The organism is Streptosporangium carneum (assembly GCF_027922005.1).
In the GTDB taxonomy this organism is placed as follows: Bacteria; Actinomycetota; Actinomycetes; order Streptosporangiales; family Streptosporangiaceae; genus Streptosporangium; species Streptosporangium carneum.
The window spans coordinates 550,989-564,753 of record NZ_BSEV01000001.1 but is presented as its reverse complement, the minus strand read 5'-3'; the positions used below and the strand labels follow the sequence as shown (position 1 = coordinate 564,753).

Genomic DNA, 13,765 nt, shown 5'->3' with positions numbered 1-13,765 from the left:
ACCGTCCCTGCGCTACGACAGTGGCGGCCGTTGAGTAGAAACGGGCTCGAACACATCGATGAACACCGACCTTCCTGAGGATCCCCAGCGACAACGACTCCGGAAGCACCTGGAGTCCATGGTCACGCGCACCGAGAAGGCCACGTCGTGGCACGACGCCGCGAACTCGCTACGCGGCCTGGTGAACCACGAGGGATATGTCCCGATCAGAACCCGCCTGACGAGCGCGGATCTCGACTTCCTCGAGGGCGCGCGAGAGGAGCTGCTCGGCTTCGCGGCCCTCGGGGTCAGGCTGCTCGACCTGCACCAGCCCCGCGACGCGGGGGGCATCACCAGCGACGCCGCCAACCCGATCCTGCGCTGCCGCAGCTGCATGTGGCGGTGGCCGTGCCCGACGTTCCGCGCCATGGCGGAGTCCTTCTGCACGCCGAGGGCCCCGAACTCCTGCCAGCACGTCGAGCCCGACCGCGACGAGGGCCCGAAGCCCGACCACGAGAACGGCACGGACCCCGGACGTGAGAACGGCACGGGCTCCGGTCACGAGGGCGGCACGAAGCCCGGCCGCGGGGGCGGCACGGGCGGCGAGGCCACCGAGACCACCGAGGCGCCCCACCGGCTGCGGCTCCTGGCGCGCGACCCCTGACCTCCCTGCCGGGGAAGATCTCAGGCGGACAGCGGGAGGCGGATCTCGAAACGGCAGCCGGGGCCCGCGTTGACGACGTCGACGGCTCCCTCGTGGGCCTCGACGATGCCCCTGGTGATCGCCAGGCCGAGGCCCGCTCCCGCGCCGTCCACGGCGGGGCTCCTGGCCGCCTCGCCGCGGAACGCGACGTCGAAGACACGGGGCAGGTCGTCCTCGGGGATGCCGCCGCAACAGTCGGCGACCGACAGGCAGGCGACGCCGTCCCTCACGCTCGCCCGTACCCACACGGTGCCGTCGCCGGGGGTGTGCCTGATGGCGTTGACCACCAGGTTGCGCAGCGCCCTTGACAGCTCCCCCGCGTCGGCCTGGACCGGGACCACCTGTTCGGCCTCGCAGGCGAGCCGTACTCCCTTGGCCCTGGCCAACGGCTCCGCCCCGGCCAGCGCGTCGGCGACCAGGTCGCCGAGGCCGATCCGCCGCCGGGACAGGCGCAGGGCGCCCGCGTGGATCCTGGACAGCTCGAACAGGTCTCCGACCATGCCGGACAGCCGGTCCACCTCGAGGCGGATCTGGGCGTGGTAACGGCTGACGGTCTCCGGGTCGGCGACGACGCCGTCCTCCAGGGCCTCCGCCATGGCCCGCATCCCGGCCAGCGGGGTGCGCAGGTCGTGGCTGACCCAGGCGACGAGCTCGCGGCGGGCGCTCTCCAGCGCGCGCTCGCGCTCGTGGCCCAGGCGGAGGCGCTCGTACGCCTCGTCCAGGGTCCTGGCGATGGTGTCGAGCTCGGCGGGCAGGCCGCGAGGCGGCGTGAACTCCCCTGTCGGCGGCACCGCGTGCACGGCGGCGACGAGCCTGCGGCTGGCCGCCACGACCCGGCGGGCGAGCACCGTCGCGACGCCGAGACCGACCAGGCCGCCGACCGCGACCACGCTGAGCACGATGTCCCTCGGGGTGCCATCGATGATCATTTTCAGGGTGACGGCGACCACGCCGCCGACCGTCGCGACGACGGTCACCACGGCGACCACGGCGAGCATGACCCCGATCGACCGCTCCCTGAGCAGCCGCATCACGCCCAGGCCCGCCAGCGCGACCAGGAGGCCGAGCCCCGCCGTGACCGCGACGATCACCACGATCTCGGGGATCACGGCACGGCCAGGGGTTCGTAGCGGTATCCCACGCCCCACACCGTGACGATGCGTCGGGGGGCGGTCGGATCAGGCTCGATCTTCTCGCGGAGCCTGCGGACGTGGACGGTGACCGTCGAGGAGTCGCCGAAGGACCAGCCCCAGACCTGGTCGAGCAGCGCGGAACGGCTGAAGGCCTGGCGGGGGTTGCGCATCAGGTGGGCCAGGAGGTCGAACTCCCTGGCGGTCAGCATGACCTCGTCGTCGCCGAGCCGCACCTCGTGGGCGCCGACGTCGACCGTCAGGTCGCCGTCCCTGAGCACGCCGGTTCCCGCGGGCAGTGAGGCGCCGCGTGCCCGTCGCAGCACGGACTGCACCCGCAGGGCCAGCTCACGGGGGCTGAAGGGTTTGGTGACGTAGTCGTCCGCTCCGGTCTCCAGGCCGACGACCCTGTCGATCTCCTCGCCCAGCGCGGTCAGCATGATGACGGGGACCGGCCAGCGCTCCCTCAGCTTCCTGCAGACCTGGAGCCCGTCCATCTTGGGCAGCATCAGGTCGAGCACGAGCAGGTCGGGCGGGTTGGACAGCGCGCGCCTGAGCGCCTCCGCGCCGTCTCCCACGCATTCGACCAGGTGACCGTCGCGTTCCAGGTACCGGGTGACGACCTCGGCCACCGTCGGATCGTCCTCGACCACCAGAATCCGCGCACTCATGGTTCCCACGGTAGGCCCGTCCTCCGCGAATGCCACGCGCCGTCACCACTCCGTAAGGACTAGATCGTTATGGTTCGCGCACTCGCCCGGCCCGCGCCGGACGTACGGTGGCTGCCATGGGTCGTACCGTGTTGGCCGTCATAGGCGGCATCCTCGCGCTCTACGTGGTCTTCGGACTCGTGCTCCCCGCGCTGTTCGGGCTGCTGAAGTTCGTCTTCGTGCTGGCGATCGTGGCCTTCCTGATCGTCGCCGCGGTCACGGCGGTGAGCAAGTTCTCCAAGTGAACGCACTGCTCGCAGTCCAGACGCTGTTCGTCTGGATGTTCGACGGCGGCGGCGCCGTGACGGCGACCGCCGTCGTCGGCCTCGGCGTGCTCCTGCTCGCCTGGGCGCTGCGCGGGGTGCCGGGCGCCTCGCGGGCGGAGCGGCCCTCGCCGATGGCGGAGCGGGAGCGGGCGGGACGGATCATGTTCGTCCGCCAGCGCGACCCCGACCGAGCGGGGCGGTCACGACCGAGAGCGCCGTCCACGGGCCCGGCGCCCGCATAAGGACGTCCCGGCGCGGGCGCCTTCTGCACTGAATTCTTTTCCAGTCAGAAGGGCTCTCCCATGTTCGACCCCGTCATCGAGTTCACCGCGGATCTCATCACCGCTCTCTCCCAGCCACTCGGCTCGACCGCCGCCGCCATCGTCGTGTTCACCCTCGCCGTCCGGGCACTGCTCCTGCCGCTCAGCGTGAAGCAGGCCAGGAGCGCGCGGGTCCAGGCCAGGCTCGCACCGAAGATCAAGGAGCTGCGGAAGCGGCACGGCCGTGACCCGCAACGGCTGTACCAGGAGACCAGGGCCCTCTACGCGCGGGAGAAGGCCTCTCCCTTCGGGGGCGTCCTGCCGGGCCTGGCGCAGCTGCCGTTCTTCATGGTCATGTACCGGGTCTTCGTCTCCTCGACGATCGCCGGGCACGCGAACGCGCTGCTCACCCACGGACTGTTCGGGGTGCCGCTCGGGCAGCAGTTCGCGAGCACGGTCGCCGGATTCGGCCTGCTCAGCGGGCCGACGCTGGTCTTCGCCTGTCTCTTCCTGCTGCTGTTCGCCGTGGCGCTGGCCACCTCGTGGCGGATACGGCGGACGATGGGCGAGGAGGTCCAGCCGGAGGTCCTGCACAAGGTGATGCCGCTGCTGCCGTTCGCGACGATCCTGGCCGCCGCCGTGCTGCCGCTCGCGGCCGGGCTCTACCTGCTGGTCACGACGGCGTGGGCCGCCGCGGAGAGGGCCGTGCTGTACCGCCCCGCGCTCGCGGGACACTGACCGGGCGCCGGCCGGGCCGCGACCGGCCTGGCCGTACGGCTCCGCGTCAGGGAAGGCGACGTGTGCGGCTCCGCGTCAGGGGAGGCGGCGCCGCGGGAGCCCGGACGCTCGGCGTCCTGCGGCGTCGGCGTTCGGGAGGCCGGCACTCTGCGTAGCCACGGCTTCGGGAAGTCGGCACGCCGTGCGAAGGAATGTCTCTCCAGGTCACCAGGATCGTGCCCCGCCTCATCGGGTGAGGCGGGACGCGCCCTATCCGCATTCCCTCAACGCGGGCTCGGGGACGGAAACCTTGCCGTTACCTACCGTGCTCACGGTTGTGACCACCGCCCAGACCGTGGTCATCTCGCCTTCGTGCCTGACCCCCCAGCTGGTGGCCAGATACTCGACGATGCCGAGGCCCCTGCCCCCCAGGGAGGAGAGCGTTGGGCGTCCCGCACGCGGTTCCGTGGCGGCCCCACCGTCACTCACCGCTACTTCCACGTGCTCGTCGGTCCAGCGCCACGCCACTCTGATCTGACCGGACGGCAACGGATGCGCGTGCCGGAGCGCATTGCTCAGCAGCTCGCTCACCACGAGGACCGCATCATCTATCGCGGTCTCGCAGAATCCCCATTCCTGCAGGTCAGAGCAGAGGCGTTGGCGTGCGACAGCGACGCTGGACGGTGCATACGGCAACAACACGACGCTCGACGCACTCACCTCCCCGTATCCCTGTTCCCCCTGAGGAACACACCCCAGTACGACCGAAATGCCCCGTTAGTTGGTCTTAGAAACCGAGCGCCAATTACAGCTTGTGCACATTCGACAATAGATCAGCTCATCCGTTACCGGCTTGTTACCGGATCGGCGTGTCGATTAGGTAAGGGCGCCCGGCGTGTCGGCAATGCGCAGCGCCAGCCGCATCCGGGTGCCGCCTCCCTGCCGAGGATGCGCGGACACCTCTCCGCCCTGGGCCCGGGCCAGGCTGCGGACGATGTACAGTCCGAGGCCGACTCCGCCGAAGCGGCGGCGGTCTCCGGTGTCCGCCTGCACGAAGCGTTCGAAGACCCGCTCCCTGCTCGCGGGCGCTATGCCGACACCCTCGTCGTCCACTACCACCACCACCCAGTCACCGTCCGCCCAAGCCTCGACCCTGATCAGGCCACCGTCCGGCGAATATTTGAAGGCGTTCTCCAACAGCTGGCCCAGCACGATATCGGTGGCCAAAGCGTCACCGGACACCGGGGGGAGGTCTTCAGGGACGATCACCTCAACTCTGTGCACATCAGACAGAACCGGCAGCCCCAGGGTGGCGGCCCTGAGCAGTTCACCGAGGTCGATGCCCTCGATCCTGAGTGTGAGCTCCCCGGCTCCCGCGCGGGAGCCGAGCAGGAGGTTGTCCATGAGCTTGCCGAGGGAACGCGCCCGCTCGGCGATGATGTGCACGGCGGAACGGCGTTCCGTGTCGGTCATGCCGTCCCAGCGGGCGTCGAGAGTGCCCGCGAAGCCCTGGACCACGGTGATCGGGGTGCGCAGCTCGTGGCTGGTCGTGGCGAGGAAGAGATCCTTGGCCTCCTCCAGCTCCTTGGCCCTGGTGACGTCGCGGAAGTCGACGACGATCTCGCCCGTCTCCACGATCTCCGCGCAGAGCACGTCCAGCCAGGCTCCCGAGGGAAGCTGGAGGGCGAGCTTGTCGCCGGGCGCGGGCAGCTCGAACGGCGGCGGCCCGCCGATCACCTCGGCGGCGTCGAACCCGGTCAGCTCGGTGGCCGCGGGGTTCCACTGGATGACCCTGCCCCGGTCGTCGAGGACGGCGATGCCGTCGGCGCTGGCGTCGAACACGGCCCGCTGGTGGGCGCGCTGCCGTACGGCCTCCTGGTAGGCCATGGCGTTGCCGACCGCGATCCCGGCGTGCCCGGCGAGCAGTTCGAGCAGCTCCAGCTCCACGTGGCCCGCCTTGTGCTTGGCGAACAGGGCGTAGAGGGCGCCGTACGGCCTGCCGCCCGCCGTCGCGAGACCGAGCGCGATGGTGTGCAGACCGGGGAGCTGTGACCAGATCAGCTCGTCGAGACGGGCCTGGTCGCCGGTCTCCAGCATCACGGTCCTGCCGGTGCGCAGCAGCTTGCCGACCAGGCTGGTCCGCATGTGGGCGGTCGAGTCGCGCAGCGACTCGGGCAGCTTGTGGCTGGCCACGAGGCGGAGCCTGTCGCCCTCGATGAGCACGAACCCGCCCGCGTCCGCCCCGGTCAGCTCGGTGAGGCTGGCCGCGATCCGGTCGAGCACCGCGGGCAGCTCCCGCTCGGCGTTGATGTCGGCGACCACGTCGGTGAGCCTGCGGACGAGCCGGGCCCTGCGGACGACCCGGTCCTGGGCGCTCTCGTCGTCCTGCGCCAGGTGGTAGACGCTGACATAGCCGAGCAGCGCCCCCGCCTCCGAACGCAGCGCGCTGGTGTCCACCCGCACGTCGAGCAGGCTGCCGTCCCTGCGGAAGCGTTTGGTCCGCAGCGAGACCTGGCCTCCGGTGCGGACCCTCTCCAGGACGGCGTTGTGCTCGGCCGTCAGCTCCTCGGGGACCACCGGAGGCCTGCGGCCGACCATCTCCTCCGCCGACCAGCCGAAGAGGCGTTCGGCGGCCGGGTTCCACGCCAGGACCGCCTGATCTCGGTCCAGGGCGACTATCGCGTTGGGCGCACCGGCGACGACCGCGCGGCCGATGCCCTCATCACTTTCGGCCCTGTCGTCACCCACATCCCCATAGTGCCCTGTCAACTGGCCTGATCTTGGCCTTTCGTCCGCATGTGCTGACACTCGTTGAGGAGATCCGTCCGATACGCTGCGGTCACCACACACCTGGATACGGAAGGGTGGGGCCATGTCATCCGGCGACCTCGACGCACTGCTACGGGTGACCTCGCCCACCTACATAGGAAAAACCCACCCGGACATCGCGTTCGGCACCCTCGACGGCCCGGTGGGGCGGCTGACCCTGGCGGTGACGCACCGAGGCGTCGTGGCCTGCAGCTACGAGGACGAGAACGTCGTCTTCGAGCGCGTCAGCAGGGAGATCGGCTCGTTCATCGGCCCCGACCCCCGGCGGCTCGACCCGGTCCGCAGGGAGCTGGACGCCTACTTCTCCGCCAGGCTCCGCACCTTCACCACGACGGTCGACCTGCAGCTTGCCACCCCCTTCGCCAGGACGGTGCTGCAGATGATGCTCGCGGTGCCGTACGGAACGGTGACCACCTACCGCGAGATCGCCGAACGGATCGGCAGGCCGAGGGCGCTGCGCGCGGTCGGCAACGCGCTGGGGAGCAACCCCGTCTGCGTGATCGTGCCCTGCCACCGGGTGGTCGAGAGCGACGCCGTCCTCGGCGGTTACGCGGGGGGCGCGACCGCCAAGGAACGACTGCTGCGCATGGAGCGCACCGCGGCCCCTACCGACGGCGGCGGACGGCTCCCAGGCCGAGTGTGACCAGGCCCGAGACGAGGAACGCGCCGAGGGCGGCGCTCATCCAGGGCTGCGGGGCGAAGCCGAGGAAGGACCTGACCTCGTCCCAGATCGCCGCCCACCAGGACACCTGGGAGGAGGTGGTGAGCAGCCACCAGGTGAAGAAGCCGAGCGCCCACGGGATCACCATGGCCGGGCGGGAGGGCGCGTTCTCCGAGGTGTCCCAGTTCCTGCCCCGGCCGAGCAGGAAGTAGTCGACCGCCAGCACTCCGAGCATCGGCACGAACACCGCGCCGATGATGCTGAGGAAGGCTCCGTAGGAGTTCACGTCGACGACGAGGGCGACGGCCGTGGTCAGCACGCCGATGGCCACGGAGAAGACGCGGCGGTCCACCCTCGGCATCAGGTTCTGCAGCGACATCGCGGTCGAGTAGACGTTCGCGAACGACTGGTCGGTCTCGCGCAGCACCAGGATGCCGAAGAAGAGCGCGCCCAGCGGGGCCGCGACGAACGGCGCGAACACGGCGGTCGGCTGGTTCAGCACCACGTCGTGGCCGGCGAGCGCGACCGCGTAGACGCCGACGGCCAGGCAGGCCACCTGGCCGATGGTGTAGCCGCCGACGACGCCGGTGAAGGCCGCGCGGCTCGACCGCGAATGCCTGGCGTAGTCGGCGGCGACGGGCACCCAGGACACCGACAGGGCGACCACGAAGTCGACCGCCGCCGCGAAGGCGTCCCACGAGCCGCCGCTCTGGGCGGGGGTCTCGCGCAGGAAGACCACCGCGAACCAGGCCACGGAGATGATCACGCCGACCGTGACGAACCGCCGCAGCAGCCTGATCGCTCCCAGCGGATAGATGGTCAGCGCCGTCGTCAGGACTCCCGCCGCGATCGCCCAGACCGCGTAGGGGACCGAGTCCCCGAAGATCGCCTGTGCGCCCATCGCGACGACCCACAGCTCGAACGCGCCCCAGCCGATCATCTGGATGATGTTGAGCACGGTCGGGACGTAGGAGAGTTTCGCGCCGAACAGCCCGCGCAGCAGCACCATCGCGGGCTGGCCCGTCTGCACGCCGGGGATCGCGGCGAGGCCGACCATGGCCGTGCCGATGAGGCTGCCGACGAGGGCGGCGAGCAGCGCGGCGGTGAAGGTGAGCGGCCTGTCGCCCAGCGGGTTGATCAGGAACAGCGCGAAGGAGAAGCCGAGCAGGCTGACGCCCAGGTTGGCCCAGAACGCGCCCTGGTCGAGCATGCCGAGGGTCTTCGGAGCGGCCTGGTCGAGGGTGAGGGGTGCCTCGGCATGTTTGGAATGAATGACGTCGGACGCCATGACGTGCTCCCTACGCCGGCATTACCCGGACAGGTTCATGCGGTCGGCGACAGCCGTAGTCGCCCTCTCAGCCTGGTTGCCCCAAGCTCCCGCTCTTGCTTACGTGCCGAACCGGGATCAGCCCAGTTCGCGCCCCAATGATGCACCATTTGTCCGCTCCCGGCTACCACCCCCGGCGAGGAACATGTCACGATGCGCGTCCGTGGACGTCCGCCCTCCCCGGGGGCAGGCCGGGAAAGCCGCCGTTGTCCCTGCAGGCTCCGTTGACGGTGTAGGTGCAGCCGCTGCCCGCGTTCGCGCACCTTCCGTTGATCGTCATGGTGCAGCGAGGGCCCCTGGTCGGCCTGCTCTGGGGTTGCTGGACCCGCTCGATGACGGCGTCTCTCGCCTTACCGCCCTTCTTGCGGGCTCTGAGGCCGTCCCAGCCGGTGAAGTAGAAGGATCCCCCCTCGGCCTTCCGGCCCACCGCGGGGGCGTAGCCGTCGAGGGGAATGTTGTACCAGGCGAAACCGTCGTCCTCGTCGTCGCACCTGTCGTCGGCCACCCGGACGCGCGTGCGCTTGCGTACACACACGCTGACCCGGTTCTCCTCGTCGGAGACGATGGCCTCGGAGACGGGACCACCACGGGCGCGGGCGCGAAAGCCCTCGTAGCCGGGGTCGGTGAACGAACCGCCCTTCGCCTTCTGGTCCGTGGCCGGGATCTTCCCTTCTTCCGGTATGAAGTACCAGGTGAAGCCGGGCTGGGCGTCGTCGCAGGGACGGTAGGCCACGCGGCTCCGCGTTCGCTTGCTCACGCAGATCGCGACATACAGTTCGTCGTCGCTCTCCTCCATCTCCTCGTCGCCCGGCCATAGGTCGTCCTCGCCGGAGGACTCGAACTCCTCAGCGCCCGGGGTGGAACGGTACGCCGGGAGGCCGGAGGCGCAGCCGGAAAGCAGGACGGTGGTGAGGAGCGCGCACGACAATCGGAGAACCCTGGGAGACAAATGCCCTCGACTCTCGGAGAGGATCGCTTTGAAACGATCAACGACGGAAGACGGCCGCCGGTTCCGCGGAGTGTCCCCATGGGATTCGTCAAGCGGCCATGGGCTTTGGGGCACGGCCTTTCCGTATTCACCTCCGCGCAGTCATGCGACTTCTACGCCACAGCAGCACTAAAATGACAACGGAGGTTTATGCTGACACCACCGGTAAGGCAACCAGTGAGACTCCGAGGCAACTTGCCGACGCCTTGGACCAAGCCGACAACGCTGATTGAAAACACAGGGAAGGGGCACTCAACCCCTCCCTTGACGTACAGAGCCCAAGGGGGCGGTCAGCACTAACATCTAGTCGACTTCGTCTTGCTGAGACCATCGTTGATCCAGCCCCACCACCATTGCTCCCCCACCTTGGTGCGAACGTAGTACCGCGAATTTGAGTGCCCGTCCACCCACACCTTCGCGCCCTTACGCAAACGGTGCGGATAAAGCGTGGGGTTGCCGGTGGGAAATTGATAGTATTTAATTGACGACGCCTCCACCTTGCGGCACCCTGCCGCCCAAGCGGGGGTGGCACCGACGGCGGAACCGGCAACCAATGATATACAAGCACTCACATTCACCAGCGCCAACTTGACTGACTTCCGCATTGCAGGCCGCCTTCGGGGAGACAGGGAAACCACGGCAGAAATTTTTGTTTATAGGAATTTTCTGCTCAAACACCTCCGTTGCGCCGCCACTCAACGGCACACCCCATTTGATTAAGGACAGAGCCACTTAATTACGGCAGCCGAGCACATCACAGATGCAGCCCGTACCGCAAGTAGAGATTACTTATCGGCATACTTGGCTCTGTCAAGGCGATCAGACTGCGAATCGGCCTCAGGCTGTCGTACTTCATAGCTGCACAGAGAGCAGCGAGGGCAACCAGGGACAGAAAGACGGCCTTTAAGCTGGGCTTACGCTCTCCGCCATCACGAAGCCGCACTGGCCGGACAGGTTCATGCGGTCGGCGACAGCCGTAGTCGCCCTCTCAGCCTGGCCGTCCCAAGCTCCCGGCTGTTGCTTACGTCCCGAACTGGGATCAGCCCAGTTCGCGCCCCAATGATGCATCTTTTGTCCACTCCCGGTTACCGTCTGACGCGTCCGGAACCCGGTCTCGCACCTCCACGCCCGCCCGTGAAAGCACGGCGCCCTCCGTGAACCCGGCCGTACGGCCTCCGGAGAACACCTCCCGACCTGGGGAAGGGGTTCTTCGCCTCCACCGACTGCACGGGGCGGCGCGTCGCCGGGGTCGCCCAGACGAGGTCACAGTCGTTCGTCTCGCCGCCCGCCCTCAGCGTCAAGGTCGCGACCTGAGGCGGCACGACCGGGTGACGGCCGGGTGACGGGAGGCCGGGCGCGAACGCCTACGGGTTGAAGGGGAGCGACGGCAGGCTCCACATCACCCGCGACAACGTCTCCCCCAATGACGCCAGCAGCCACCACATGACCACGCCGAGCGTGCCTCCCACCAGGACCGACAGCGCGACCAGCCTTGCCAGGGCACGCCAGAAGGACCGGGCGGGACGCCGGAAGGTCGTCATGAGACCAGCCAAACAGGCGGCCGGGCGGCGTGTCAGGCCCCGTCCGCGCGGAATGGCGGAACCAGGGGTGACGGGACACTGTCTCCCCCGGAGAGCTCCGGGCCGGGCTGGAATCGAGCCACGCGGCTCACCCGCCGCCCCGAGGGAACGCGCGGCGGTCATCAACGCCCTCGCGACCCTGGAGAGGGCCCAGAACCCCGCCCCCAGGGGCATCGGCCGTCAATGACCACGCCCCTGGCGGGATCCGGGCGCCGAGGGGCGTCTCAGGCGACGAACGGGGCCTGGCCGCTCTCGCTGACCATGGGGCGGCCCGCGAAGCTCCATGACTGCATGCCGCCGCCGACGTTGATCGCGTCCCAGCCGACATGGTTGAGCCAGGCGGCGGCGTTCGCCGAACGGCCTCCGACCCGGCAGACCACGTAGACGGGCGTGTCCTTCGGCACCTCCTCGACCCGGGCCTGCAACTCGCCCAGCGGGATGTGAACGGCCGTCGGCGCGTGTCCGGCCTGCCACTCGTCGTTCTCGCGCACGTCAAGCAGGAACGCGCTCTCCGGCACGGCCTGCGCTTCGACCTCAGGAACACTCATGCCTCCATTGTTCCAAGTCCGCCGACCTGCGGGGCGCAAAGCAGTCCGACCGCCCCCATCTCGTCCACAAGCGGCCATGTACCTCTCGTCGCACCCGCCGCCCCCTTGACGATACAGACAACCAGGTTTACCTTTTGAGAGACAGACAACTAGGTTTACCATTTGGAGGATCGATGACCGTCGCGAACCTGGCTGACGCTCCCGTCTTCGACAACGGCGGGATGACCGTGCGCTCCCTGGCCGTCCCCTCGCGGGGTTCGGCGGAACTGGCCGTCTGGTCGTTCGAGATGGCTCCGGGAACGGTGGGCAAGGAGCACACCGTCGACCGCGAGGAGGTGTTCGTCGCCAACTCGGGGCGGATGGTGGGCACCCTCGACGGTGTGGAGCACGTGATCGAGGCGGGTGACGCGCTGATCGTCGCGCCGGGCGTCCCGTTCTCGATCCGCAACGACTCCCCGACCGAGCGGGCCACCGGAACCGCGTGCGCCTCGGCCGGGATCAGGGCGACCCTGGGCGGCCAGATCATCCTGCCGCCGTGGGCGCAGTGATCACTTGAGCAGGCGGGACATGCGGCGGTCGGCCAGCGGTTCGCCGCCCGTCTGGCAGGTCGGGCAGTACTGCAGCGCGGAGTCCGCGAAGGAGACCTCGCGGACCGTGTCGCCGCAGACCTCGCAGGGCTGCCCCGTCCTGCCGTGCACCCGCAGGCCCGACTTCTTCTCCGCCTTGAGGTCCCTGGCCGCCAGGCCGCGCGCCCGGGCGAGCGCCGCGCCCAGGGTGCCGACGACGGCCTCGTGGAGCTCCGCGACCTGATCGTCCGTCAGGGTCCCCGCGACCTTGAAGGGAGAGATCCTCGCGGCGTGCAGGACCTCGTCCGAGTAGGCGTTGCCGATCCCGGCGACCACCCGCTGGTCGCGGAGAAGACCCTTGATATGGGCGCGGCTGCCGCCCACGATCTCCCTGAGGGTCTGCACGGTGAAGTCGGCGGAGAGGGGGTCGGGGCCGAGCCCGGCGATCCCGGGGACCTCCGTCGGCTCTCTCACGACGTGGACGGCCAGGCGCTTCTGCGTCCCGGCCTCGGTCAGCTCGAAACCCGGCTCCCCGCCGTCCTCGGAGGCGGGCGCCAGCCGTACCCGGACGGCCAGGGGGCTCCTGCCCGGCCTGACGGGCTTCGCGCCCGAGAGGTCGTCGTGCCAGCGCAGCCAGCCGCCACGTGCCAGGTGCGTGACGAGGTGCAGGCCGTCGCAGTCGACGTCGAGGAACTTTCCGTGCCTGACCACCCCGGTCACGGTCAGCCCGACGAGGGCGGCGACCGGCGGGTCCACGGTCTTCAGCGCCTGGAAGGCGAACACGTCGACGGCGAGGACCGGCCTGCCGACCGCGCGCTCACGCAGGAACTCGGCGAGCGACTCCACCTCGGGAAGCTCGGGCATGCCTCCAGGCTAGATCAGGGGACGTCCCAGAAGGCGAGTTCGTGGGCCATCCCCTCGGTGAACAGTTTCCCCGCTCTGCCGAGGTCGGGAACGGCCTCGTCGATCATCACGGCGACGCGCTCGGTCAGCTCGGCGAAGGCGGGGTGGGCGTAGGTGTCGACCCAGGCCCGGTAGCGGGGTTCGGCCGGAGGGTCCTCCGCCAGGACGCGCCCGAGGGTGGAGTAGCCCCACATGCAGGGATAGAGCGCGGCCAGCCCGTCGGCGTAGTCCGCGGCCGAATCGAGCAGGAACGAGGTGTAGGCGGCGCACGCCGGCCCCTTCCTCGCGCCCGCGAGGTCCGCGCCGAACTCGGCGGACAGCGAGCGGTGCAGGTCCAGCTCCTCGTGGAAGGTGGCATGGGCCAGGTCGACCAGATCGCCCAGGTGACCGTCGGGGGCCTGCCAGGCCAGCCGGGAGAAGACCCGCACGTAGTCCAGGAGGAACAGGTAGTCCTGTTCGAGCCACGACCGGAACACCGGCTCCGGCAGGTCTCCTCTGGCGATCCCCGCCACTGTCGGATGGGCGAGCTGCGCCTCCACGAGAGGGCGGCCGATGGCGTGGAGTTCCTCGGAGATGCTCATAGACCGGGCATTCTCTC

General features: G+C 69.4%; 16 protein-coding genes and 1 riboswitch. Of the genes, 6 read left to right on the top strand and 10 right to left on the bottom strand.

Annotated features, from left to right (window positions below):
• Positions 1-118 precede the first annotated feature (118 nt).
• Positions 119-643, top strand: coding sequence for a hypothetical protein (locus tag PKF00_RS02690; RefSeq protein WP_271215706.1), 525 nt, complete (start codon positions 119-121; stop codon positions 641-643).
• 20 nt (positions 644-663) lie between these two features.
• Here the strand turns inward: PKF00_RS02690 and PKF00_RS02685 are convergent, their stop codons facing one another.
• Positions 664-1,791 carry a sensor histidine kinase gene (locus PKF00_RS02685; protein WP_271215705.1) on the bottom strand — a complete coding sequence of 376 codons (1,128 nt, stop codon included), beginning with the start codon at positions 1,789-1,791 and terminating at the stop codon, positions 664-666.
• Positions 1,788-2,483 carry a response regulator transcription factor gene (locus PKF00_RS02680; RefSeq protein ID WP_271215704.1) on the bottom strand — a complete coding sequence of 232 codons (696 nt, stop codon included), beginning with the start codon at positions 2,481-2,483 and terminating at the stop codon, positions 1,788-1,790. The genes PKF00_RS02685 and PKF00_RS02680 overlap by 4 nt, the downstream gene beginning before the upstream one ends.
• Positions 2,484-2,599: 116 nt before the next feature.
• Here PKF00_RS02680 and PKF00_RS02675 point away from each other — a divergent pair, with 116 nt between their 5' ends.
• The 3 genes from PKF00_RS02675 to PKF00_RS02665 are packed head-to-tail and all read left to right on the top strand — an operon-like array spanning position 2,600 to position 3,786.
• Positions 2,600-2,767: a hypothetical protein gene (locus PKF00_RS02675; protein ID WP_271215703.1), complete on the top strand. Its 168-nt coding sequence runs from the start codon at positions 2,600-2,602 to the stop codon at positions 2,765-2,767.
• Positions 2,764-3,030 (top strand): DUF6412 domain-containing protein, encoded by a 267-nt coding sequence (locus tag PKF00_RS02670; protein ID WP_271215702.1) that lies wholly within the window; start codon positions 2,764-2,766, stop codon positions 3,028-3,030. The genes PKF00_RS02675 and PKF00_RS02670 overlap by 4 nt, the downstream gene beginning before the upstream one ends.
• A 60-nt stretch (positions 3,031-3,090) precedes the next feature.
• Entirely contained in the window at positions 3,091-3,786 is a 696-nt protein-coding gene (locus PKF00_RS02665; RefSeq protein WP_271215701.1) for a YidC/Oxa1 family membrane protein insertase, read from the top strand.
• A 249-nt stretch (positions 3,787-4,035) separates the two neighbouring features.
• On the opposite strand, the gene PKF00_RS02660 is transcribed toward PKF00_RS02665, so the two are convergent.
• Positions 4,036-4,467 carry an ATP-binding protein gene (locus PKF00_RS02660; protein WP_271216344.1) on the bottom strand — a complete coding sequence of 144 codons (432 nt, stop codon included), beginning with the start codon at positions 4,465-4,467 and terminating at the stop codon, positions 4,036-4,038.
• A gap of 174 nt (positions 4,468-4,641) precedes the next feature.
• Positions 4,642-6,513 (bottom strand): sensor histidine kinase, encoded by a 1,872-nt coding sequence (locus PKF00_RS02655; protein ID WP_271215700.1) that lies wholly within the window; start codon positions 6,511-6,513, stop codon positions 4,642-4,644.
• A gap of 124 nt (positions 6,514-6,637) precedes the next feature.
• Here PKF00_RS02655 and PKF00_RS02650 point away from each other — a divergent pair, with 124 nt between their 5' ends.
• Positions 6,638-7,237 (top strand): methylated-DNA--[protein]-cysteine S-methyltransferase, encoded by a 600-nt coding sequence (locus tag PKF00_RS02650; RefSeq protein WP_271215699.1) that lies wholly within the window; start codon positions 6,638-6,640, stop codon positions 7,235-7,237.
• Here PKF00_RS02650 and PKF00_RS02645 read toward each other — a convergent pair.
• The 4 genes from PKF00_RS02645 to PKF00_RS02630 form a co-directional block, all read right to left on the bottom strand.
• Positions 7,200-8,543 (bottom strand): purine-cytosine permease family protein, encoded by a 1,344-nt coding sequence (locus PKF00_RS02645; protein ID WP_271215698.1) that lies wholly within the window; start codon positions 8,541-8,543, stop codon positions 7,200-7,202. The two genes, PKF00_RS02650 and PKF00_RS02645, sit on opposite strands and share 38 nt — an antisense overlap.
• Positions 8,534-8,646, bottom strand: a riboswitch (TPP riboswitch). Its footprint overlaps the gene before it by 10 nt.
• Before the next feature lie 84 nt (positions 8,647-8,730).
• Positions 8,731-9,510 (bottom strand): hypothetical protein, encoded by a 780-nt coding sequence (locus PKF00_RS02640; RefSeq protein WP_271215697.1) that lies wholly within the window; start codon positions 9,508-9,510, stop codon positions 8,731-8,733.
• A gap of 1,424 nt (positions 9,511-10,934) precedes the next feature.
• The gene (locus PKF00_RS02635) at positions 10,935-11,111 is read right to left on the bottom strand and encodes a hypothetical protein (RefSeq protein WP_271215696.1); all 177 of its coding nucleotides are present in this window, start codon (positions 11,109-11,111) and stop codon (positions 10,935-10,937) included.
• A gap of 263 nt (positions 11,112-11,374) precedes the next feature.
• Positions 11,375-11,698 carry a rhodanese-like domain-containing protein gene (locus tag PKF00_RS02630; RefSeq protein WP_271215695.1) on the bottom strand — a complete coding sequence of 108 codons (324 nt, stop codon included), beginning with the start codon at positions 11,696-11,698 and terminating at the stop codon, positions 11,375-11,377.
• 173 nt (positions 11,699-11,871) lie between these two features.
• Here PKF00_RS02630 and PKF00_RS02625 point away from each other — a divergent pair, with 173 nt between their 5' ends.
• Positions 11,872-12,246, top strand: a complete 375-nt coding sequence (locus tag PKF00_RS02625) for a cupin domain-containing protein (RefSeq protein WP_271215694.1) — start codon at positions 11,872-11,874, stop codon at positions 12,244-12,246.
• On the opposite strand, the gene PKF00_RS02620 is transcribed toward PKF00_RS02625, so the two are convergent.
• Both PKF00_RS02620 and PKF00_RS02615 read right to left on the bottom strand, forming a co-directional pair.
• Entirely contained in the window at positions 12,247-13,128 is an 882-nt protein-coding gene (locus tag PKF00_RS02620) for an Fpg/Nei family DNA glycosylase (RefSeq protein ID WP_271215693.1), read from the bottom strand.
• A 14-nt stretch (positions 13,129-13,142) separates the two neighbouring features.
• Positions 13,143-13,748 (bottom strand): TenA family protein, encoded by a 606-nt coding sequence (locus PKF00_RS02615; protein WP_271215692.1) that lies wholly within the window; start codon positions 13,746-13,748, stop codon positions 13,143-13,145.
• Positions 13,749-13,765: the final 17 nt, after the last annotated feature.